The following is a 21,970-nucleotide window of genomic DNA, read 5'->3' as shown; positions in this document are numbered from 1 at the left end:
CTGCAAAGATTAGCAGAACACTGTCACCTTATGCGACGTACGCCCCGCCCGTGCGATGACGTTCGAACATCTCGCGTACCGCAGCCTGCTCGGCTTCACGTTCCGCCCGCTCGACGTCGGATGCGGCAGCCTGGTCGGCGATGGCGCGCTTGCCCATGGCCACGATCTCCGACAGGCCGATCGGGCGGCCAGCGGGCTGTGCCGGATCGCCGTCCGCGCCGTTCGCGAGCCGCTCGTAGAACTTCTGCAGATGCCCGCCCTTGTCGCCACCGAATCCGGCCGCCGACGCGACGAAGCGCGCATGCGTGTCGAGCGCGACCTTGCGGTCGTGCGCCGCCATCACGTCGGCGTGGAGTTCGCTGATCTGACGGGGGCACAGGCGTTCCGGGCACGGGTGGTGCCCGTACACCCTCAGGTCTGCGGCTTTGCGCCACCAGCCTTCGAGCGGGCGCCGCGACGCTGCTGCCGGTTCGGCTTCACCGGCTCCGCCAAAACGTTTCCCTCCTCGTCCACTACCGCCTTGGCGATCTTCGGGAAGGAGCTGGTCATGATCGTGCGCATCAGATCCACGCGCTCTCCGGCATCGATGTTGCGGGCCGATCCTTCGACGGTCCGGCGCTGTTCGGGCGATGCGTCAGGCGCGATCGAGGCGGCGATCATCGCGTTTGCGACGCGCAGCATTTCAGACTTGGGTACGGTGTCCATGTCGACCTTCTCGCCCTTCATCTGACTGCCGAACCAGGCGTAGCGCTCGCCGAGTTCGTCCAGCTCCTCGAGGTCGACGGCGTAGCCGGTCACCTCGGTGCCGTTGATGGTCAGCGGGATCGTCTTGCGCTTCACGAACGCGAGCGGATTCTGGAAGGTCACGAAATTCTCCCCGGTGGATGGGCGGGGCGGACGAGGCCGCCCCGCGATGATCAGGCCGCCTCGACGAACGTCTCGACGAAGCCGAGCTGCTGGCCGACGGGCTTGGTCGTGTCGGCGACCACCTTGCCCTTCACGGTGATGCCCTTCGGATCCGCGCTGTCGCCGATCAGGGTCATGTCGCCGTCCGGACGCCACAGCACGCGGTGGTAGCAGTGGTACTCGGGCGACATTTCGCTGCCGGGCTTCACCGCTTCGAGGAATTCGAACTTCGCCTCGATGCTGCCGAGCTCGCCGATATTGAACCGGACGGCCTTCGCCGCGGCGGCGTCGAACGTGACGGTGATGTCGTCGGTCGCGCCCACGGGCTTGGCCAGGATGCTGACGAATCCGAAGCCGCGCTCGCCGCCATGCACCGTGTAGTGGATGCCCTCGATGAACTCGACGCCGGCGCTGTCCTCGACGATGTGCCCGCTGGTGATCCGCTTCTCGAGCGGCACGATCACCGGAAACTCCTTGTCCGCCAGATCGTACTCGATGACGACGCCGGGCGCGGCGGCCTGGGCGACGGCGTGATAGTCCGACAGGTTCGCGAGCATCAGCGCGAGGCGGCTGACCTGATAGAAGGTCAGCGTCAGCTCGCACGTCATCTCGTCGATCTGCGAATCGAGCAGCGTCTTCACGTAGAACTCGTTCGTGTTCACGTCCTGGTCGGTGACGGTGATGTTCCGCGCCAGATCGGAGTGACCGACCACCTGCGTCACGCCGGCGATGGTCATCAGCGACTGACCGCGCGAGCGGTGCAGCAGGCCGGGCGAGAGCGATGCGACAGCCATGGTCTTCTCCTTAGAGCGCCTTGCCGGGCGCGCCGGCTGCGGTGGTGTAGGTGAGCTTCCAGGCCAGGGTGGCCTCGATGGTCTGGGTGCGTCCGTCCTGCGCGGGTTCCCACTGGGTCGCGTAGAGGAACAGGTCGTCGGCGATGCCGGCGAGCTCGGGGCTTCTCGTGATCGCGACCTCGATCGGACCGAGCACGTCGGATTCGAACACCTTCGCGTCCATCTTCCCGGGAACGGCCGCTTCGACACGCGCGGCGACGATCAGCGGGCGACGGATCACGACCTCATTCGGCCAATCGCCACCGATCTTCTCGTTCGGGCCTTCCTCGGCGAAACCGATTTCGACCATCACCTTGCCGCTTGGCGGGTTCAGGACAGCGGGCTGCGTGTAGACGGCCGCGACGATCGGAATGGCGTCGATGGCCGTTTCGAAGGAGGTCAGGATATCGGCTCGAACGTGCGACATGAGACGGATAGTAGCTAATCGCTGTGATCTTATGCCACTGCCCGGGAATTGGGTTTGCAGGGCGGCGCTGCGCGCCGGTGCGTGACGTTGTGCCGGGGTGGATCGACGATCGCGATCAGCGGCGCGGGCCCCGGTCGTCGACGTACAGGTCGGTCCATCCCGATGCCCGCGTCAGCGCGCCGTTCACGTACCACTCGACGTCGTCGGTCCCGGTGATCCAGTCGCCGACCACGTCGTCCTCGGACCAGGGCAGATTCTGCACCCGCATCACCGGGATGCGCTGGCGCTTGGTCGGGCGGCCGATCGGGTCGTTCTCGTCGCTCTTCCACTTCAGGAATCCGACGACGGTGGTGTCGGTGCCGGTCGCGGTGTGGTGGTACGCCAGCTCGTCGCCGAGATGCGGCGCCATCACGTCGGCGATGCGACCGAGGTATCGTTTGAGGCCCATGGAAGTCTCCTACGCAAAGGGCCGGCCACACGAGGATGACCGGCCCGCTGCGCTCTGGGGTTATTGGTGGATCAGGCTGCGACGTGCAGCCGCTTGTCGATGAACACCTCAATCTCGCGGACCTGGCCCACAGGCACATCGGCCTCGAGATCTAGCGCAGCGAATCCAACGAGGATGCCGCCGGCGTCCGTTTCGTCATTGTGCAGCTCAGCGTCGGCGCGGCCCGCCTCGAAATAGATCGCGGAGCCAGCGGTGACCGGTTCGCCGACTGCTTCGACCTTGAGGAAATAACCGCCCTCGCGTTCGATGACCCCGCGCTCGCCTGCCGCAACGGTCGCAATGGCAACGCCAAACACGGCGCCGAACTTGTAGGGGTTGCCGCCGATCAGGCCGGCGTGACGGGTGGCACCGATGCGCTTGGCTTCGTCGTGACGCTTGTTGTTCATGACCTAAACTCCTGATGAGGAAGGGCAGTCGAGATCGCCGATCAGGCGATCTCGATCTTGACCCAGCCCTTGTCGTTGACGCCCTTGGCGGCGAAGTCGTTGTAGGCGCAGAAGCCCACCGCCTGGCGACGCGGGTCGTCGAGCGGGATGATCTTCAGGCCCGGATCCGACAGCAGGCGCAGCGTGGCGATGATTGCCGCGAGCTCCTTCCGGTCGGTCAGGAACGCCGTCTTGTCCGGCAGGCCGTTGATCACGATGATCTTCAGGCCCAGCTTCGCATTGACGTTCACGTCCCCGGCGACGGTTGCGGCGATCACGCTCGTCAGCTTCTCGGCGTCCTCGGCGAGGTCTGCCGACACGACGAGGTAGCGCGGCGTGTATCCACCTGCTGCGCCTGCACGTCCGCAACAATCGGGTGGCGATGGCGGCGACTGCCGAGGCGGTGCGAGCCAATGCCGCACGGGCCGAGGACGAGGCGCGCATGCAAGCGATCCGCGCGTACCTGCTCCACGACGATTTCGGCCCGCTCGAGCGGTTCGCCGCTGCGCGTCGCACGCCCGAGGAGAGCGCGCAACTCGAACGCATCGTCGCTAATCGTTACGTCACGATGCGACGAGGCGTCGAGACGATCGAGAGCGACGACGTCTATTCGTGGCGGATGCGCATGCGTCGCGAAGCCGTCGCCGCGGCACGCGCGCGCGGGGCGACGGTGACCGGTCTGGCGGACGCTGCGTAGCCGAGGCGGTGACGTGGACGGTTCCAATCTGGGACAGATCAGATTAGGCTATTGCAAGCTATGAAATGCGTGCGTAGCAAAAGGACGCCTCGGACATACTTTATCCGAGGGATCTTTGAAAACGTCCGTCCACGTCACGAAAGGGGAGACGATGGCCCACCCGCAGAAATCCGCACCGTCCGGTGCCGCGACCACCGATGCGACGACAGCGACGCGCGAACGCCGGCCCGAAGTGGACGACGTCTTCATCCAGTCGATCAATGCCAGACGCTCGTCGATGCGCGCGGAGTTTGCGAAAAATCTGGCCAGCGTCCTCGACCAGCGCATGATGAAGCAGTCGAAGCTGGTCGACCTGCTGAACGACCATTTCAAGCGCAACAAGATCGAGAACAAAGCGGGCGAGATCCGCGAGACGGCGGCCTGGGAAGTGTCCCGGTGGGCGAAAGGGGCCAATCTGCCCGACAGCGACGTGGTCGACGCGCTGGTCGCCATCCTCGACGTCAAGCATGACGATCTGGTGGTCGGGCTGGACGCGCCACTCAAGAACCGCCTCGAGGTGATCCATCGCGAGGTCGCCGATGGGCGATACCTCTGGGAACTTCGCGGTGTGGTCGACCGCGCCACGCACTCGAAGCTGCTGCGAGCCCTCGCCGACGATTGATCCCGTTTCGTTCCGACCATTTCCCAAGGATGACCCCATCATCCTATACACCTAGGCCAAGCGCGGATCGGCCGCGCCCGGGCAGGGAAATGGTATGAGTACGACCGAACCGAACGCCACGATCTCGCGCATTCTGAAGGACGGCGGCGAGGCCATCATCATCGACGCGCAGCTGCGCACCCACTACGTCCAGGTTGCCGATGACGGATCGCTCGACGCGCACCGTCGCTACGGCGGCAACCCCGGAGACGTGATCCCGGCGCTCGCGGCCGCGATCGAGCGCGGTGAAGATCTGGGCCGCATCGCCGGCGTCACCGGCGTCGACATGATGTGACGCGCCAGGGGCGGCACGACCCTGCGCCGCGCCGCCCCGCCGTCACCCCCGATATTCCCAGATTCGCTCGCCCATCGACCCGATGCGGAACGAGCGCTGCCCCGCGCATCGCACCAGCGGTTGATCCTCGATCCATGCGCGCCCGGCTTCCTTTCGGATCCAGACCGCAGCTGCCGCACGCGCAGCGCCGAAGTCGACACCGCGCGCCGCCATCTCCTCGAGCGCGACCAGGATGGCTTCGGTGCCGTACCGCTCGACCACCCACCACAGGCATCGCGCCTCGCGCGCGCCAGCGCGCACCCATGCAAACATCGCGGTCGACGGCCCGTCAGGGTCGGCGTCCGCAAACGGCCAGGCGGTGCCGCCCGATCGCCCGGCGTAGGCGCGGTCCATCGTCGCCAACGCCTCGTCGTCGACGTCCAGTCTATGCATCATCGCGGCTCTCCCGCACGCGATTCCAGCGGATCCGGCGGCGATCGGCAACCGATCTTTGTGCTTGTCCCGCGCGTGACGATCGCCAACAATAGGACGCTTGAGGCGTCCTTATGGATGCCCCGCCGGAGGGAGATCGAGACATGTGCACGACCGCGCTGCGTAGCTATGAGCCATTCCGCCGCGAGAAGGCGGGCTGGGCGGACGGGCCCTGGCGCGACGAGGCGGACAAGCAGCAGTGGATCGACGAGTCGACCGGCCTGGACGCGATGTACCGGCGCTGCACCGACGGCGGCTATCTCTGCGGATACGTCGGGGTCGAGCAGGGCCACCCGCTGTTCGGGTGGCGCCACGACGCGATCCCGACGGAACTCGGCGTCACCGCGCATCGCGGCATCGACGAAAGCGGCATCTGCGAGGGCGGCGACGAGGCGATGGCGCGCTGCCATGTGCCGGAGGCTGGTCGCCCCGATGACGTGTGGTGGCTCGGCTTCCGCTGCAATCATCGGGGCGACCTCAGCCCGATGGATGCGCATCGCGATGCGACCGGCGCGATCTATGCCGACGTGCCGTACGTGAAGGCCCAGGTCGGCCGCCTCGCGCGCGCCCTGGCCGACGTCGCCGCACCTCCGCCGCAGCTGGCACTGCCCGCCCCGATGATCGCGCTGCCCGCACCCTCGTTCGAACGGTCGGTTGAACCGGCGAGGGCGTGATCGTGCAGCCACCGCCACCCCCGCTGATCCTGACGGACTATTGCCGCGAGCGTGATCCCGACTTGCCGTGGGGATACTGGCTGCGAGTGAAGCCGCAGCTCTCCGGGGTGTTCGACGAGCAGGATCGACGCTGGGCGTCGGTGCGCGACGCACTGTGGGAAGGCCGCTTCGGCTTCGCGAAGGCTGCGGTGAAGGCGTTCCAGTACGATGCGCAGTTCGACATGATACACACTGTGCTGGCGGCGCACGGACGCGGCCAGTCGCCGTCGATCTTCGAGCTGGCGCGCGAGGTGATGGGCGACGAGGGCGGGTTCGGCGCTTCGCATTACATCGCGTGGCTGGTGTCGCAGCGGCTGCTCGCGACGCACGGCGAGCCGGCGACGTTCGGGTCGGCGACGATCCGGCTGACCGACGAAGGGCTGGCCGTGATGCGGATGATCCGCGCGACGCGCCCGCCGGCCGCCACGTCGGCGCCGCGCATCAAGGGGCGCAGCGAGATGGCCGCGCCTAGCGATCCGCCCGACGGCGCCAACCCGCACATCGATCTCGGAGAGCTGCGGTATGTGGTCGAGTGCGAGGACGTCGCCCGCGACGCGGCGGTCGTGCTGATCGACCGGCACCCGAACGCGGGCCGCATGCCCACCCAGGAGACGATCTGGTCGATGACGTTCGCCCGGCGGGACGAGCGGGACGCGTTCTTCGCGTGGATGCTGGCGCGCAGCGACCGGTGGGAATCATGGGGTGAGATGGCATACTACGAGGGTCGGCTGTCGGCGCATCTGCTGGCGTCGATGTTCGCGATGAGGGCGCGCGAGGAGCCTGACCCGGTGGGATCCCAGGAAATGCCCTGGAATACGGGGCCATAGCGCGCCCTCAATATCTGGCGTAGCGTTTGGTCATGACGATCCATCGCCCCCTCTGGCACCGCACCGTCGCGAAGAAGCGACTGCCCGGTCTGCCTTGCCCGCAATGCACCCCCGGCAAGCTGAAGCTGGTCAAGGACGGCCTGAGCGTACGTGAGCCGAAGTACTCGTCGGAATGGCGTGACAAGCATTGGGACGATTGGGAACCTGACCACAACGTCGAGCGGTGGTCCGCCGAGATGCGGTGTGACGAACCCGGCTGCGGCGAGATCGTCCACATGATCGGTGACGTCGAGGTTGTGCAGGCTGAGCTCGACCTGCCGGACGGTAAGACCGTGTGGGGCCTTGAAGACGTGTTGCGGATCCAGGCCGTGTTCCCCGCGCCCGCGCTGTTTCGCCTCTCGGAGAACGTGCCGCGACCGGTCGCGAAGGAACTGGGCGTCGCATTCCGCATGTACTGGACGGACACCGCCGCGTGCGTCGCCAGGCTGCGGACTGCGGTCGAGCGCCTGCTAGACGACCAAGGTGTTCCCACCGAGAAGACGACGAAGAAGGGCAAGATTCTACGCATGGACCTGAAGGAGCGGATCGACGCCTTCGCCAGCGGCGCGGTGCACGCCGATCAGCTGCAGGGCCTGCGCGTCATCGGCAATCTGGGGACGCATGGCGGCGACGACGTCACTAGCGAGGATTTGTTCGACGCGGTCGACGTGCTCGAGTTCGTCGTGACCGGCATCTATGACACCAAGGTGATCAACGCGAAGGCCGCCAAGCTGAAGGGGAAGACCAAGGGGGCATGATCTCAGGTGCGAGAAACTGCTTGCACTACTTTTTCTACTGAAATAACTGAGTCGCGAGCAATGGAGGCGACTCATGGAACACCGTACGATCGAGATCGATTTCGACGTTCATAAGCGTATCGAAGCTGAGCGTAGCAGTTTCGCGGAGACGCCGAACGAGGTGCTGCGACGCCTGCTTGGCATCACCGACGAGGCGGTGCCGAAGCGTATTAGCCCGGTGGCTGAGGGGCGCGCCTGGACAGGTAAAGGTGTGACGCTGCCCGCTGGAACTCAGGTTCGCATGCGTTACAATGGTCGTGCACTCAGCGGCATTATCGTTGACGGCAGCTGGGTGGTGGAAGGCCAGCGCTATTCATCACCGTCGAGCGCCGCGAGCGAGTCCTGCACGACGAAGAGCGGAGCCAGAACGTCGCTCGACGGATGGAAATATTGGGAAGCCAAGCGGCCCGGTGACGAGCAATGGCGCTCGATTAGCAGCATGCGCCCCGAACCGGCACGACTCATTGAGGATGCTGTTGCCTCGTTCCGGTGATCGCGCGCGGCGTTCATCGTTTTGATTTTCCGCTGCTAAGTATCTTGTAGACGATGCGAATCGGGGGAGCGGATGGCGAAGATCGAGGACGTCGTGCAGGAACTGCGCGAGAGGCGGATCAGAAAGAACGGGTATCCCGTGCCTGATGCCTATCAGGGCGTCACGCGTGACAAGGTGCGGGAGGTGCTCAGCCGCATTTCGCTGAGCGGCAACGCCGACCTGGTCGATGCCGTCTTCGCAATGCTCGATGACGAGACTGCAAGCTGGATGCCCAACCTGGCGCCCAGCGGCGCGAAGTTTGCCGATGGCGCGACCACGGCGCACATCGCCTGCCATGTCGGCATCCTCCAGCGCGGCAGGACGAAGCTCGATCGCGAAGGCCGTGATTACTGGATCAAGCCGCTCCGCGACCTCGGCGGGTTCGAAGCGATCTATTTGCATCAAGGCCAATTCATCGCTGGTCACCCAAAACCCAAATCTCCTTCGTCGGCGTACAGGCTCGAGGATGCGTTCAAGGCGATCTTGGTCGCCGATGACGGCGTCTGGCAGAACATGCTCTCCGAATGGGCGAGCAAGGATGCGGCGCGACAGCGGCTCGAATTCCAGGCGGAAATCGCCGAACGTGCAAAAGGTCTCGTCGACAACAATCACGGCGAACTGATCAAAGCGAGCGTCGATCTCTACGCCGCGAAGTTCCTACCCGGGTACGAGGCGCTGTACATCGACGACAGCGACGGCGATCGCGTCAGCGCGAAGGAGAAGGCGGCGATGGCGCGGGCGGGCGTGAAGCTCGAGCTCGGCGACGCCATGCCGGACGTGCTGCTCTGGAATCCTGAGACCGATCACCTGTGGGTGATCGAGGCGGTAACCAGCGATGGCGAAGTCGACATCACCAAGGTGACGAAGATGACCGAGTTCGCTCAGCGCCACGGCAAGTCGGGGGTGGGCTTCACCACCACCTATCTGACCTGGAAGGACGCGGCCGGCAGGCAGGGGACGCATCGAAACATCGCAATCGACACGTACATCTGGATTCAAGGCGACCCGTCGAAACAGCTATTCGTCGGTTCCTACGACACCACGTGCGAGGATACGTCCGACCGCGTCGTCCAGTGCGGTCCAATCGCCAAGGGTGACGCGGCCTAGCTGCTCAAGCTCGACCCGCGTGGGATAGTGCAGGTTCCGCAAGTCGGTCGCGTTCACCTGCGTGTGCCCGGAGAACAGGCGGAAATAGTCGTCGACGGCCGTCGAATTGAGGAAGGCCGCCAAGCCGATCGCCAGATCCGCCGGTAGGCCGGCGCCCGCCTCGTGGAAGTAATTGAGGTGGTTCTCGATGCCCGCCGGTTCGGTCGCCTCGTACACCGATGCCACGATGCGCCGGCGCTCCTCCTTCGCCGAGAAGCGCTTCGTCAGCACGTAGCGCCCTGAAGGGACGAGCTGCGACCGCGTATGGTCATCGATCAGAATGGCGTTGTGCTTCTTGAAGTCGGCGATCGGCCACACGACGCCGCCGTCCTTCATGTGCCCGGGGTAGATCAAAGGCGCAGTGCCCTCGCCGGCGTCCTTCCTCAGTTGCTCCTTGGCGCGGAAGTCGACCACGCGACCCGTAGAAACCTTGATGCCCAGCTCGGCGAGGGTGCACGGCAGCGCCTGCACCTTCTCCGCCAGCGCAGCATCGTCGTTCGAGATGGCCAGCCGGATGAAGGCATTTGGATCACCCGGTCGCACGACTTCGGCAATGGGCACGTCTCGCGTGCAGCCCAGATCAGTCTCGAGCCGAACGGCGATCGGCTGTGCGTCGTCCCTGCGAACGTGGAAGATCACGTTCTCCTGAAGCACATCGTCGTCGGCAAACGCCTTCTTTCGCGATTCGAACACCAGCAACTTCAGGAGCGCGGTGTTGGCGAGCAGGTGCCGACGGAAGGGCTCGTAGTAGGGGCCGTTGCAGAACGACCGCGGGGTAATCGCGACCAGTTCGCCGCCGTGGTCGAGCTGGTTCACGGCTAGCGCCACAAACGCCGAGTACAGGTTGACCGTCTCGATGCCGGCAGATCGCAAGGCAAGGCGCCAGGGCGAAGTCGTGTTTATCTTGGCGTAGGGCGGATTGAGGATCGCCCGATTGAACGACCAGGCGCGGGCTAACAGTGGTTCGGCTGACGCGAGGACATAGTCGTCTCGCACGATCTCGGACTGGAACGCCACGTCGCGTTGGGCACACGCAACCGCACAATCGTGCAATGTACGAGCCAGGTGCGCCGCCATGGCCTCGTCGACTTCGAAGCACGTCACGGTGATCGATCTGGGCACTTCGTTCCGTGCCAACGCCTCTGTCACGAATGCAGCGGTAAGCGCCCCGATCCCGGCGCCTGCGTCGAGAAGGCGAACGTCCCGCGGCATCGGACCGAACATCTGCGCCATCCGGCTTGCGATCGGTGCCGGCGTCATGAATTGGCCGAGTTTGCTGCGCCGGGCGACGTCGAGACCAGGGGAAATCTCAAGGCGGGTCTGGTCGGCGCGGGCGGAGGCGGTGATGTTCGTGTCGTCGATGGTATCGGCAGGCTGCATCCATGGATTCTAGGCCGGGTAGGACGGATCGCCAAGCATCGCCGATCGAGCTCGTGCTGGAGATGCGCGACACAGGTCGTTGACTCTAGGCACGTACTTACTTTCCAATCGGGCGATGGCGCATTCCTTCATTGCCTATATCGACGAAGCGGGCGACGACGGCCTGAACCCCGACAGGTACCGGGTGCCCGGTCGCGGCGGTGGCTCTTCGCACTGGCTGACCATCGGTGCGACGGTCTGGCGCCAGTCCCGCGACCTGGACGCTGTGCGTTGGGCGAAGGAGATCCGCGAGCAGCTGCCGCAGCAGAAGAAGCACAAGCCGCTTCACTACAAAGACTTCGACCACGCGCAGCGTGTCATGGCGATCACCGGCCTGTGCGATCGACCGATGCGCGCGACCGCGGTGATCGCGAACAAGCCGATCATCCCGGCCGGCATGTACGAGCAGAAGAACCAGCTGTACCATTACATGTGCCGCTACCTGCTTGAGCGACTATCCTGGCTCTGCCGGGATATGCGACCGATGGTCCCCGAGGGCGACGGCCGCGTGAAGATCGTTTTCTCACGCCGGCGCGCGATGAACTACGACGACTTTCAGCACTACATCCAGCGGCTGAAGGATGCGGCCGATCCCGAGATCCGCATCCACTGGCCGGTGATCGACATTTCCGCCATCGAAGCCGAGGATCATGGCAGCCGCTTCGGCCTCCAGATCGCCGACCTCGTCATGTCGGGGCTGACGGCCGCGCTGGAGCCGGACTTCTACGGCAACGTCGAACCGCGCTTCGCCCGCATGCTGAAGCCGATCGTGTATAGCCGAGGCGGCAACTATCTCAGCTACGGCGCCAAGATCGTACCCAACGCCGACACGATTCCCCTGACGGAGCAGCAGCGCGAGTTCCTGGCAATCTTCGGGTAGGGTGGGACGACCCCCCGGCCCATGGTGACCTTGCGGCCTGCAACCTCATCGGATGCTCTGGGTAGTTCCGGCGATGGTCGCCCCGTGGAATCCTAGCTGAGTTTGCGAGGATCGCAATACAAGGTGTATTGTCGAACGCGCGATCGGAGGTGAGAACCGCCACCTCACACACGGCTATGGCTGGATAGGAACCAGCATCGGGGCTTAGGCCCAGGGGTCATGCGATATGCGGGCCGGCAGTAGATTAGGTCGGGACCGCCCGGCCGAAGAGATCCCGGTGTGGCATCCGGGCCGATCGCGACTTTGACCGGCACGATCAGGATTCGGGGGTATCCCAGGGGGTATCCCAACACTCATCTGTCGCGAAAACCGAAAATTCCCACTGTGCCGGACCGCCGGAGTTCGAGTCCCTCCGTCTCCGCCAACTTCCGAGTGAAATCAACGACTTAGCGCCTTGTTGGCGGCTGCGGCCAACATGCCGGCCATCTTCGTGGCGGTATACAATCGACGCTTCGTCAATCGTTAGCCGTTATGGTATCGCACTCACCTGGCGGCCTAGCATGCCGTTTTTCGGGAGAGACACGGTAGTATGTCGGACGGCGGCCACAGCGTCATTGTGATCGATATCGCGACTCGCATGATCGGCGATAACGAGGATATGTTCGTTATCCGTCCCGGCGCATCGTTCTCCCTGTACGATGATTTCCAGCGAGAGAATGCGGTATTCCTGGATTTTCCGGATTTGCCGCTTTCCCTCGATACGAAGCCAAAGACGACCGTCGCGCTTCGCGAGATTGTAGCGCGTTCGATCGAGATTCGGGATTGGCATCTTGGTAAGCGCTCAAGCGAGCCATCGCGCGATCCGGCTGATTACAAGGGCAAGGCGTCTAATCGGCGCATCGGCAAATATGTCGGCGCAATTCAGCGGCTGTATTATGATCTGCCTGTTGGTGCCGTTCTAATTATCCCCAGCAAAACCTATATCGGTGATGTTCTATTCGCAGAAATCACCGGCCCAGTAGAGCGAAGGAAGGCTGTTCGCGCCTATCCGGGTGAAGATATGATGGTCAGGCCGGTTCGTTGGCTTGGCCGAAAACAGAAAGCGTCCCTCACTGCTGACCTTCGCGGTGCCGTAGGTCGCCCAACGCCCGTCATGCAACTCGATCGAAGTCTCCGAGAAGAAGTGGCAAAGGCTGCCTTTAAGCAGTTCGTATTCGACGGTACAAATAGCACAAAATTACTTACCACCGAAGACGACTTTAGCACTTTAGATGATCTGAATATACAGTTATTCAATAACTATGTAGCTGGATTATTAGCTGCTGAAGAAGCCAAAGTTAAGGCGGGGGCGTGTTTACAAATTGCCGAGGCGTTGCGCTATCTTCGTCAACGGCGAGATTTGGTACCAGAACTAGATCAGAGCATATCTTCGCCAGGCTTTCAGCGGATCTACAATGGGCACATTGCGCCACTGGTCATCGGCGCCCTGATGACAGCAGCCCTATCAGGGGCAGCTATCGGGCAAACTACAGAGATTCGGATAAAAAACTCTGCTATGTTGAAAAATGATCCGTGCGCGGTGGAGGTTCAAGAGCGTATCATCGGATCAATGAAATTGGCGCATTTCGGAGAGTTTCGCGAAATGTGTGACGCTTTGCTTGAAACAAAAGCGGATACTGGTCTTAAGACCTCGATGAAGGCTCGATCTCGAATAGTTAAGAAGAAAAAGAAGTGAATAGCGCTGCTATGAACTCCGATCTACCGCCGCAGACAGCCAAGCTATCCGGATGGGATCGCTTGCTTATGGTGGGAGGTTTTCTCGCTACAACAATATGCACCAGCTATTTCGGCTTTGTGGCGCAGGATCGTACTGCAGAGTGTCAATCTATTCGAACTCAGCGCCTCGGAGACGTTGAACGCTTTCGTACAGTCGCGGCTGAGTTTGAGGCCCTTGTACCTAATTATATGCAAGCTGCGTTGCGCGGCAAAGATACTACCGCTTCGAGAACGGCAGTGTTGCTTAATCTTCGTCAGCAGCGCGCCAAGCTAGCCTTTGTAGTGCCATATCTGGATGCAGACGGTAAGGAGAGCGCTCGTCGATTTGATGAGGCGGTTGTCAACTTCGTTGTAGAGGCTGACAAGAACCCGACGGGGGTAAACGTCGGCCCTCTATATCAGGAACTCAGCTATATATTCGAGAATAGCCAAGACCTAATCGCGGCTTCAAATCGAGCGACTGGAATGGATAATATTCAGGTAACTACTGGACGCTTTTGGAAGCGAACGCTTACGTGTTCGGACTCCTGACCATGGCGGATATAGGTTCCGCCTAGATTGCGGCCAACTCGTTGACGTTGCTGTGTATTCTGAAGCTGCGGTTGGCTTCGGCCATCAATGCGGCCAACATCAAAGCTAAAATCATCCCCCGGCGCATCGGGCGTGGGCACTACACGTAGCGCCGGGGGATGACGCCCGCCGTCGCGCGGCGACGGGCTGGCACGGCTAAGGGAAGGACGCCAACCTCGCCGTGATCGATGCGCTATCCCATGCCGACAATGCCCACAGGGGCACGCCTAGCAGCGGGAGGCGGTCTAAGTCGGTATCCGTGGCCCCTGCGCGCTCCATTGCCTCCCGCAGCGTCTCCCGTCCGTCTGGGAGGGGCACGAAGCGGCAGGGCGGGAGCGCGCCCGCCTGAACCTTCCAAAGCAGGTGTTCTAGCCGTTCTTTCATCCGATCCTGTGAAGCTGGCGCTTCCTTGTCGATCGGCGGCAGCGCCAGCCCTTCGCATTGCGCCTTCGGCGCGAATAGCGGCAGCGCGTTCGCTGCAAAGCCGGGCGTTAGCGGCGCGTCGAGTTCGGAGGGCACGATCACCGCGAACGGCCCGACGATCGTAGGATCGTTGAGCGGTGTTCGTCGGGGAGCGCTCGAAATCTGTATCCACTTCAGCACTTCGCCAATCCGCTGTTGAGCGAGCGTCATGGCTAACCGAACTCCACCCGAAGCTTCGCTTGAGCCGCCATTTGCGGATTGTAGAAGCTGCGCCGAACAGCCTTCCCTAATTGGCTGTAGCGTATCGCGAGCGCACGTAAATCATCGGCCTGGGCGACCTTCTCCCCCGCCTTCGGAACGTGCTTTTCGATCGCATCCGAAAGCAATCGGTCGCGCGCTTCGGACGCGAGGCCGAGCAGGAAGTGCTGCCGCTGAAAAATGACTGCCGCGATTTCGGCGTCGGCTGCCATTTCCTTGCGGATCGTCTGCAACCCGCCTTCGACTTTGGCCGTCTGCCTTATCCATTCCCGGATTTCGGCATGGATGCCAATGCGCTTTTCGTCGATCGCAAAGGCATCGGCGATGGCTTCGTTTGCCTGATTGGCAAGCGCCGCCGATACCGATCGGAAGACAGATGCCGATTGCTCTAGCGTTCCGACTACGTGGTTCGCCACCCGCTCGGCAACTTCGTGCTTCACTACTTCGGTTTTGGTGGGGTCTTTGACCAGCTTAGCGATGGTGCCGAGGCCTTCCGCGAGGGCGGTATGCGCTCGTTGGATAGAATTATAGGCGTCACCATGAAAGTTTGAAGCGTCGCCAAGGCTCGCATTGCGGCGCGCCTGAATTTGATGGCTCTCAACCCATTCGAGCGCGAACGGATCGTTCGTCAAACAGACGTTGCTACCCATTGCTCAAGTCCTTCGTGCTCGACTTCGCATCCGCCACCAACCGAGTTTGGTGCGCGAAAAAGCGATCTTTGAAATCCGCCTCTGCTTCCGCGCCTTCGATTCGAGCGGGCAGCACAAGCACGGTATGGTAGGGCTTCAGCTTACGGGCGTGCTGCCGCTTGAAAGCCGCAATAGCTTCGATCGAAGTGCCCCCCGTGGGAACTATGACGACATGCGGGACGCGCTGCGGAATGATGCGCGGCTCAAGCTTGGCGATGCGGCGCGCGAGCGATGCGCTCATGCCGACGCCTCCAACTTCGCAAGGCGCGCTTCTAAGTCCGTCGTTTCGTGAATGCGGGCGATCAGGCTCAGAATATGGGCGAGTTTCGAGGCGTCGCCGGTATCGAGCAAGTTCGACCGGGCTTCGCGATAGACCCGCTGAATTTCCCGGTTCACGTCGGCTACGGTCGAAAGCTTGGCCCGATACCGCTTCGGCTTGGCAGGGGGAGGGGTTAAGGCCGAAAGCCCCTGATTTGCGGGCAATCCCCAAGCTTCACCTGACATTTTTCCGCCACCTGTGACCATATAGAGGGACATAGGGCGTGAATTAAGAGCAAAGTAAAGAAGCGATGTCGCAAATCTATAGTTGCGCTATCGCGGATCGGGTTTCGATACGGATTTCGACGGAGTCTATAAGGCTACAATGAAGACTTCCGCCCATTCTTCGGATCTCGCGCTCGGCGTCATCCTTGGCCCCATGTAGGTATGCAGCGGCCAAACGAGTTAGGCCGTGATACTCTACTTCATCAGCCGAAGATGCAGTTCTAAGCATTCTGAGATATTCAATTCGTAGAATAGGGACAAAGTTCGGAAAATAGACCGTAGCGAATTCGGTTAGCTGCGCGGAAATGCCCACGGGTATCGAACCCGATTTCTGCTTGGTTCGTCGCCACAGCCTTTGCAAAAAGACACCAGCGGAGACACGCTCCTCATTCCGTAAAAAACGGGGAGTGTATGCGAGTTGGGTCCGATGCGTATCGATGAATTCAAGCGTTAGCAGTTCGTGCGCAGCTATGCCGTCGCATAAGCCCTGGCGCTCCAATCGACCTTGCTCTTGATTGAACAGTCGGCTTAGCGCCACGTGCGCCCGATCGTCCCATATCGGTTGCGGCATCGGCTTCGGGTTCAGCTTCGATGTTGGCCGTGATGTTGGCCGCGTAGAAGGCTTCGACATAGAATCCTCGCAAGTGCGCTGTTCGATGGCGGAGTTTACATCCGCTTGCCGCAGTTGGCTTAGGCTGGCCCGCCTTCAGGGGCGGGCTTCCAGCCGCCTAGGGGTATGGGGTGACTGGAAGGAACATGTTGGAAGAAGTCGGAACTACGGTTTTATGCGGAGTTTGAAGAACCCGGAAACCGCCGGCAGCGTGCTAGCGTCGCTGAGCCTCGCACCGCAGGGTGATTTCGCTTTTACGCTGCTTCCGGGAAGCACTCCGGGATTTGCCGTCAACGCTGCAAATCAGCTGGTCGCGACAACGGCGCCTGTCGTTGGCAGCACCTCCGTGCTTCTGGTCCATGCCACGGGCACGCTTGGAACCTTCGATACGACGATCACCGTGCGGAACGGCACTACGGCCTCGAACACCATCTCCGGCGATGCCACGCGCGATATCGCCTACGGTAACGCCGGCAACGACACCATCGATGGCGCCGGCGGCAATGACGTTCTTTACGGCCAGGCCGGACGGGACACGATCAATGGTGGCGACGGCAACGATATCATCGATGGAGGCGTCGCGAACGATACCCTGTTCGGCGGAGCCGGTGCTGATCGCTTTCGTTACGTGGCCGGCGACGGGGTCGACGTCATTGACGGCGGCGATGGGCTGGACCGGCTTGAATTGATCGGAACCGCTGCGGCGAACAGCCATGTCGTCACCTGGGATGGTGCGCAGCTTGCCGTGACGGGCCAAACGCTAATCAGCGTGGAAGAAGTCTCGGTCGATCTGGCAGGCGGTGTCGATCGGATCACCTACCTTATTCCACTGGGCTTCGGCATCGATATCGATATGGCGGCGCCAACGCTGCCCGGGTTCAAGTCGGTTGCGAACGTCGAGGAAGTCGTGACGGCTGCGGGCGATGATCGCTTCCATGACGCAGCCGGATCACAACTCCTGGACGGGCGCGCCGGCAATGACCTTTTCGTTGTCGTTGCCGACAACGCCGCCGATCGCTTCAATGGATCAGTCGGCCTGGATACCGTCGATTATTCCGGCTTTTCGAGCAATTTGTCATTTAACTTGGCGCTGCCGACGCTCGTGATTGGCTCCGGCGCTACGTCTGCAACTAGTGATACGCTTGACGCCATCGACAACGTGGTTTCGGGGTCGGGTAACGACCAGATCACTGGATCGGCGGGTATCAACAACCTTATCGGTGGCGCCGGCGATGACGTCATTTCGGCAGGAAACCAGAACGACCTTCTGACCGGTGGCGCTTGAAACGACGTTCTGAACGGCGACGGCGCAGTTGATCTTGCGATTTACGCAGGTCGCGCCGGCGCATTTCAGTTCGGCAGCGCTGGCACGACAATGCTTCTCACTGATAAGGTTGGGAACGAGGGCAGCGATCAACTCAACTCTATCGAGCAGATTCGGTTCGGAACCGCAACTTACGCGGTGGTGAGCGGAACCGCGCTGGCCAATAACAATCTCAACGGTGCTGCGGGCGCAGCAGGATCGCAGATCGTCTTTGGTTTCGGCGGCGTCGACCGGATCAACGGTGGCGGCGGCGATGACATCATCGTTGCCGGCGAGGGCGACGATTTTATTACCCAGTTCGCAGCAATTGGAGGGCGCGACATCGTCGCCGGTGGCGCGGGCAGCGACACGTTCATTTTGAACGGCGACGCTACTGCTGAATCCTTCGCCATCTATGCGCGTGCTGCTGCTGTAGCAGCCGGTCTGGGCGCCGACCTGGCGAACGAGACCGAAATCGTCATCACCCGTAACGGAACCATCGTCGCCGAACTGGACGAGGTCGAGGAGCTGCAGATCAACACCCTCGCCGTGACCGCCAATAATGGCAATGGTGTCCCAGACGGTGGAAGCAGCGCTGGAGACACGATTGTGGTCGTTGGCGATTTCTCTGCTCCGTTCACCAGCCTGGATTACAACACCATCAGGGTTTCTGGTAGTGGGGCGACCGACATTGTCGATATTACCGCTCTATCTTCAGATCATCGCGTTGTTTTTGATACGAACGGCGGCGATGATCGTATCATCGGATCGAGTCGTCCCCAAGACATCATCGACTCGTTAAGCTCCGTTTTTAGTTACAAGGCTGGCATATCAGCCTACACCTATGATGAAAGCTTGAGCGAAAAGGGCGATAGCTACGCAAGCATTTTCAGGAGCTGGTGGGACAATTCCGGATCATACTTTCATCCTATTGTATAGAATCTTAGACAACATATTGTCGATACTTCTCATACATTTTAAGGAATGGATTTTGAGATGGAAAACTTTACTTTGAGCACGATGGACATTGATCGCCTGTACGCATTGGTCAACGGCGATGCCGTGGGGGAGGCTGTACCCGGCGTTCGTAATCTCAGTGGTAGGGGTAATAACCTGTTGAATCAGACCTTTGGTCAGGCCGATACCCCATTTATCCGTTTGACGGAAAGTCGGTACGCGGCTCACGGCGAGACAGATCAGACCACAGGCAATCGCGGGATCAATCCCATATTCGCCGATCTTGATCCACGCGCGATCAGCAATCTCGTCGGTGCACAGGAACAGGGTCAACTGCGCGCCGCCAGTGGGGCCAACACGCTATTCACCGCCTTTGGCCAATATTTCGATCATGGCCTGGATTTCATCAAGAAAGGCGGCAGCGGGACCATCGAAATCGGTGGGGCAGGGATCAACTTTGCGCCATCGTCAAACAACCCCGCGAATCTGACGCGTGCTACCGTTTCCGGGTTTGATGCGGCCGGTGATCCGGTTCACATCAATAATACGGCAGCCTTTGTCGATCAAAATCAAGCTTATGGATCCAATGTTCTTGTAGGGATCTTTTTGCGGGAACCAGATGGGGTGGGTGGGGTCGGCTCGCATCTCTCGATGGGAGCAGAGGACCCGTCGGCGCCCGGATATTACCTGCTGCCGACCCTTCGCCAATTGATCGCCGAACATTGGGGCAACGACACTCGTTTCCACGTCGATGGCGGAACGACGACATTTCGTACCTATTACGCCGGTCTTGTCGACGCGGACGGAAGGATCGACAGCGCGATCGTGGCGGGTATGGCGCGCGACTTCATGGGCAGCGGTCAACCGTTATTGCTCGATACAAACCCCTACATAAACCTGCTGGACCACGTAGTTTCCGGGGACGGCCGCGTCAACGAGAACATTTCGCTTACCGCGATGCATACGATTTGGGCCAGAAATCACAACTTCCATGTCGACAACCTTTTGGCTTCCGGATTTTCCGGTGGCGAGCATGCGTTGTTTGAAGCAGCGAAAATCATCAACGAAGCCGAATATCAGCGTGTCGTCTTTACGGAGTTTGCAGAAACATTACTTGGCGGCATGCGAGGGCTCGGCTCGCACGGTTGGAACGGCTATCAGGCCGATACCAATGTCGCGATTTCGGAAGAGTTCGCTTCGGCTGCCTATCGGTTCGGCCATTCCATGGTCGGTGACACGCTTCGGCTGATGACTGCGAGCGGGACCACGCGCGATGTGCAGCTCCTCGACGCATTCCTGAACCCCAGCAACGAAGCCTCAGTCTTCACTGCTCCGATCGAGCTGTTACGCAGCTATGGCTATGATCCGCAGCCTGGCTATGCTCAGATTGGTGTTGGATCGATCCTGGGTGGAATCTCGCGCCAAGCCGCCGAGGAGGTGGATGGCCAAGTTGTCGATGCAGTGCGCAACGACCTTGTGCGTCAGCCGGCGGATCTCTTCAGTTTCAACGTGGCGCGCGGCAGGGACGTAGGCCTTGGCACGTTGAATCAGGTGCGGGCGCAGTTGTCGGCGTCGACCGATCGTTATGTTTCGGAAGCGGTGGGCTTCGCCGGCAACCTCTCCCCCTACGGTTCGTGGGAGGATTTTCAAATTCGGAACGGACTGTCCGATAAAGTGATCTCGCAACTGCGACTAGCTTATCCCGATCTGACACTGACCGGCCCGGACGAGATAGCCGCATTCGTGTCGGCCAATCCCGACATCGCGCTACGCCCGGGCAATGTCGTTGCCGGAATTGACCGGCTGGATTTGTGGCTGGGCGGGATGCTCGAATCCCACGTGAACGGCGGTGTGGTCGGACAGACGTTCTGGGTGATCCTTCACGAGCAGCTCGATAGGCTGCAAGAGGGAGATCGCTTCTACTACCTCGATCGGCTAGACGACTTTGAATTGTATAACGTCAACATCGACGCCGACACTTTTGGGTTCGCGACGATCGTCGAACGGAACACGGGCGAGGCGATCGCTGGAAACGATGCGTTTCACGTTCCTTGGAAGGTCAACACCGCGCCAGTCATCGACCGTGGCGTGGCAGACCGGCAAATCGTCGAGACTCAGGCATTCTCTTTCACGGTTCCGGCGGATGCGTTTCGTGAGCGGGACGACGGCGATACGCTGATCTGGGAGGCGACGCTTGCCAGTGGCGAGGCGCTGCCGTCCTGGTTGCACTTCGATCCTGCCAGCCGGACGTTCAGCGGCGCGCCGCCCGTCAGTCAATCCCAAGCGACGCCCATCTCGATCTCGATCACGGTGACCGTGGTTGACACATTCAATGCCGCTGCCAGCGACACGTTCGACCTCATCATCCAACCGTATCTTAATCGTATAATGGGCACCCCTGGTGCAAACAAGCTGGTCGGTACCAGCCGGCCCGATCTGATCATGGGGCTAGACGGGGCCGACAAGATCGACGGTCGTGCCGGTGACGACCTACTCGACGGCGGGGGCGGCAACGACGATCTTGCCGGCGGCGATGGCGCAGATTTGCTTACCGGTGGTACAGGCGACGACAAGTTGTCCGGGGGTGCAGGTAGTGATGCGCTGCGAGGCGAGGACGGTCGCGATACGATTTCTGGCGGGGATGGTGACGATATCATCATCGGCGGCGCGGCGGCCGACCAATTGACCGGCGGGCTCGGCTCGGACATCTTCGTGTTCGAAAATGCAAGTGATGCGCCGCGCCGGGTGGGCAGTTCGGCGCGAGACGGCATCACCGATTTCGACGCGGCAGCCGATCGTATCGACCTTTCCATGATCGACGCGAATTCGAATGTGACTGGCGATCAGGATTTCGACTTTATAGGCGCGAGCAGCTTTACGCGAGAAGCAGGACAGGTTCGCTATGCATCCGGTATCCTGGCTGGCGATACAAACGGGGACGGTATCGCCGATTTCGAAATACAGCTGTCGACAAGGCCAATCTTAACCGCTGACAGCCTGATCCTATAGGTTTCGCGGTCATGAGTTCGCGATATGACCAAGACCCGCCAACGACTGCGCTGGCGTTCCGAGCAAGCTGATCGACGCCCTGCTCCAAATCGCAGCGATTGAGAGGTGCGCCCGTGATGCTAAGGGTCAGGACTCGTTGATTACAGCCAGAAGATGACGGTGGCAGCGAGGGCGACGGCGGAGAAGAACGCGGTGGGGCAGCGGTCGTAGCGGGTGG

The 21,970-nt window shown here is 61.4% G+C and carries 27 protein-coding genes; 14 read left to right on the top strand and 13 right to left on the bottom strand.

Annotated elements, in window-relative coordinates; all coding sequences use genetic code 11:
- Window positions 1–28 precede the first annotated feature (28 nt).
- From FHR19_RS16695 to FHR19_RS16665, 7 genes are all read right to left on the bottom strand, one after another.
- Window positions 29–340 (bottom strand): hypothetical protein, encoded by a 312-nt coding sequence (locus FHR19_RS16695; protein WP_184030903.1) that lies wholly within the window; start codon window positions 338–340, stop codon window positions 29–31.
- 71 nt (window positions 341–411) lie between these two features.
- On the bottom strand, window positions 412–867 hold the full coding sequence (locus tag FHR19_RS16690; RefSeq protein ID WP_184030901.1) for a hypothetical protein: 456 nt from the start codon (window positions 865–867) through the stop codon (window positions 412–414).
- 50 nt (window positions 868–917) lie between these two features.
- Entirely contained in the window at window positions 918–1,700 is a 783-nt protein-coding gene (locus FHR19_RS16685) for a hypothetical protein (protein ID WP_184030899.1), read from the bottom strand.
- A 10-nt stretch (window positions 1,701–1,710) separates the two neighbouring features.
- Window positions 1,711–2,166, bottom strand: coding sequence for a hypothetical protein (locus tag FHR19_RS16680; RefSeq protein ID WP_184030896.1), 456 nt, complete (start codon window positions 2,164–2,166; stop codon window positions 1,711–1,713).
- A 115-nt stretch (window positions 2,167–2,281) separates the two neighbouring features.
- Complete coding sequence (locus tag FHR19_RS16675; RefSeq protein ID WP_184030892.1) at window positions 2,282–2,614, bottom strand: hypothetical protein; 333 nt, start codon at window positions 2,612–2,614, stop codon at window positions 2,282–2,284.
- 71 nt (window positions 2,615–2,685) lie between these two features.
- Window positions 2,686–3,060, bottom strand: a complete 375-nt coding sequence (locus tag FHR19_RS16670; protein ID WP_184030889.1) for a DUF2190 family protein — start codon at window positions 3,058–3,060, stop codon at window positions 2,686–2,688.
- Between the two features lie 41 nt (window positions 3,061–3,101).
- Entirely contained in the window at window positions 3,102–3,419 is a 318-nt protein-coding gene (locus FHR19_RS16665) for a hypothetical protein (protein ID WP_184030886.1), read from the bottom strand.
- Between the two features lie 62 nt (window positions 3,420–3,481).
- Between FHR19_RS16665 and FHR19_RS16660 the strand changes: the two genes are divergently transcribed.
- The 3 genes from FHR19_RS16660 (at window position 3,482) to FHR19_RS16650 (ending at window position 4,791) form a co-directional block, all read left to right on the top strand.
- Window positions 3,482–3,796, top strand: a complete 315-nt coding sequence (locus FHR19_RS16660; protein ID WP_184030883.1) for a hypothetical protein — start codon at window positions 3,482–3,484, stop codon at window positions 3,794–3,796.
- Between the two features lie 151 nt (window positions 3,797–3,947).
- Window positions 3,948–4,457, top strand: coding sequence for a hypothetical protein (locus FHR19_RS16655; protein WP_184030880.1), 510 nt, complete (start codon window positions 3,948–3,950; stop codon window positions 4,455–4,457).
- Between the two features lie 94 nt (window positions 4,458–4,551).
- Window positions 4,552–4,791 carry a hypothetical protein gene (locus FHR19_RS16650; RefSeq protein ID WP_184030877.1) on the top strand — a complete coding sequence of 80 codons (240 nt, stop codon included), beginning with the start codon at window positions 4,552–4,554 and terminating at the stop codon, window positions 4,789–4,791.
- A gap of 42 nt (window positions 4,792–4,833) precedes the next feature.
- On the opposite strand, the gene FHR19_RS16645 is transcribed toward FHR19_RS16650, so the two are convergent.
- Window positions 4,834–5,226 (bottom strand): hypothetical protein, encoded by a 393-nt coding sequence (locus FHR19_RS16645; RefSeq protein ID WP_184030874.1) that lies wholly within the window; start codon window positions 5,224–5,226, stop codon window positions 4,834–4,836.
- 140 nt (window positions 5,227–5,366) lie between these two features.
- Between FHR19_RS16645 and FHR19_RS16640 the strand changes: the two genes are divergently transcribed.
- From FHR19_RS16640 to FHR19_RS16620, 5 genes are all read left to right on the top strand, one after another.
- On the top strand, window positions 5,367–5,936 hold the full coding sequence (locus tag FHR19_RS16640; protein WP_184030873.1) for a hypothetical protein: 570 nt from the start codon (window positions 5,367–5,369) through the stop codon (window positions 5,934–5,936).
- 2 nt (window positions 5,937–5,938) lie between these two features.
- Entirely contained in the window at window positions 5,939–6,802 is an 864-nt protein-coding gene (locus FHR19_RS16635) for a hypothetical protein (RefSeq protein ID WP_184030872.1), read from the top strand.
- 32 nt (window positions 6,803–6,834) lie between these two features.
- Window positions 6,835–7,599: a DUF4145 domain-containing protein gene (locus FHR19_RS16630; protein WP_184030871.1), complete on the top strand. Its 765-nt coding sequence runs from the start codon at window positions 6,835–6,837 to the stop codon at window positions 7,597–7,599.
- Window positions 7,600–7,672: 73 nt separating this feature from the next.
- Window positions 7,673–8,131, top strand: a complete 459-nt coding sequence (locus FHR19_RS16625) for a hypothetical protein (protein ID WP_184030870.1) — start codon at window positions 7,673–7,675, stop codon at window positions 8,129–8,131.
- Between the two features lie 72 nt (window positions 8,132–8,203).
- Window positions 8,204–9,277, top strand: a complete 1,074-nt coding sequence (locus tag FHR19_RS16620; RefSeq protein WP_184030869.1) for a BsuBI/PstI family type II restriction endonuclease — start codon at window positions 8,204–8,206, stop codon at window positions 9,275–9,277.
- On the opposite strand, the gene FHR19_RS16615 is transcribed toward FHR19_RS16620, so the two are convergent.
- Window positions 9,188–10,696 (bottom strand): Eco57I restriction-modification methylase domain-containing protein, encoded by a 1,509-nt coding sequence (locus FHR19_RS16615; RefSeq protein WP_184030868.1) that lies wholly within the window; start codon window positions 10,694–10,696, stop codon window positions 9,188–9,190. The two genes, FHR19_RS16620 and FHR19_RS16615, sit on opposite strands and share 90 nt — an antisense overlap.
- Before the next feature lie 115 nt (window positions 10,697–10,811).
- On the opposite strand from FHR19_RS16615, the gene FHR19_RS16610 reads away from it, so the two are divergent.
- The 3 genes from FHR19_RS16610 (at window position 10,812) to FHR19_RS16600 (ending at window position 13,922) form a co-directional block, all read left to right on the top strand.
- A complete protein-coding gene (locus FHR19_RS16610; RefSeq protein ID WP_184030867.1) occupies window positions 10,812–11,615 on the top strand; it encodes a DUF3800 domain-containing protein in 804 nt (267 codons plus the stop codon).
- Window positions 11,616–12,252: 637 nt separating this feature from the next.
- The gene (locus tag FHR19_RS16605; protein WP_221228604.1) at window positions 12,253–13,350 is read left to right on the top strand and encodes a hypothetical protein; all 1,098 of its coding nucleotides are present in this window, start codon (window positions 12,253–12,255) and stop codon (window positions 13,348–13,350) included.
- Between the two features lie 11 nt (window positions 13,351–13,361).
- Window positions 13,362–13,922 carry a hypothetical protein gene (locus FHR19_RS16600; RefSeq protein ID WP_184030861.1) on the top strand — a complete coding sequence of 187 codons (561 nt, stop codon included), beginning with the start codon at window positions 13,362–13,364 and terminating at the stop codon, window positions 13,920–13,922.
- Window positions 13,923–14,117: 195 nt separating this feature from the next.
- Here the strand turns inward: FHR19_RS16600 and FHR19_RS16595 are convergent, their stop codons facing one another.
- The 4 genes from FHR19_RS16595 to FHR19_RS16580 are packed head-to-tail and all read right to left on the bottom strand — an operon-like array spanning window position 14,118 to window position 15,868.
- Window positions 14,118–14,594: a hypothetical protein gene (locus FHR19_RS16595; RefSeq protein WP_184030858.1), complete on the bottom strand. Its 477-nt coding sequence runs from the start codon at window positions 14,592–14,594 to the stop codon at window positions 14,118–14,120.
- Between the two features lie 2 nt (window positions 14,595–14,596).
- Window positions 14,597–15,292 (bottom strand): hypothetical protein, encoded by a 696-nt coding sequence (locus FHR19_RS16590; RefSeq protein ID WP_184030856.1) that lies wholly within the window; start codon window positions 15,290–15,292, stop codon window positions 14,597–14,599.
- A complete protein-coding gene (locus FHR19_RS16585; protein WP_184030854.1) occupies window positions 15,285–15,572 on the bottom strand; it encodes a hypothetical protein in 288 nt (95 codons plus the stop codon). The genes FHR19_RS16590 and FHR19_RS16585 overlap by 8 nt, the downstream gene beginning before the upstream one ends.
- Window positions 15,569–15,868, bottom strand: coding sequence for a hypothetical protein (locus FHR19_RS16580; protein WP_221228603.1), 300 nt, complete (start codon window positions 15,866–15,868; stop codon window positions 15,569–15,571). Before FHR19_RS16580 ends, FHR19_RS16585 begins: the two co-directional genes overlap by 4 nt.
- 800 nt (window positions 15,869–16,668) lie before the next feature.
- Between FHR19_RS16580 and FHR19_RS16575 the strand changes: the two genes are divergently transcribed.
- From FHR19_RS16575 to FHR19_RS16565, 3 genes are all read left to right on the top strand, one after another.
- The gene (locus tag FHR19_RS16575) at window positions 16,669–17,769 is read left to right on the top strand and encodes a calcium-binding protein (protein WP_184030852.1); all 1,101 of its coding nucleotides are present in this window, start codon (window positions 16,669–16,671) and stop codon (window positions 17,767–17,769) included.
- Between the two features lie 90 nt (window positions 17,770–17,859).
- The gene (locus tag FHR19_RS16570) at window positions 17,860–18,726 is read left to right on the top strand and encodes a hypothetical protein (RefSeq protein ID WP_184030850.1); all 867 of its coding nucleotides are present in this window, start codon (window positions 17,860–17,862) and stop codon (window positions 18,724–18,726) included.
- A gap of 45 nt (window positions 18,727–18,771) precedes the next feature.
- Entirely contained in the window at window positions 18,772–21,753 is a 2,982-nt protein-coding gene (locus FHR19_RS16565) for a peroxidase family protein (RefSeq protein ID WP_184030848.1), read from the top strand.
- Window positions 21,754–21,970: the final 217 nt, after the last annotated feature.

Source organism: Sphingomonas yantingensis (genome assembly GCF_014199325.1).
GTDB classification, from domain to species: Bacteria; Pseudomonadota; Alphaproteobacteria; order Sphingomonadales; family Sphingomonadaceae; genus Sphingomonas; species Sphingomonas yantingensis.
The sequence above is the reverse complement of the archived record's forward strand: the minus strand, read 5'-3'. Positions and strand labels throughout refer to the sequence as shown.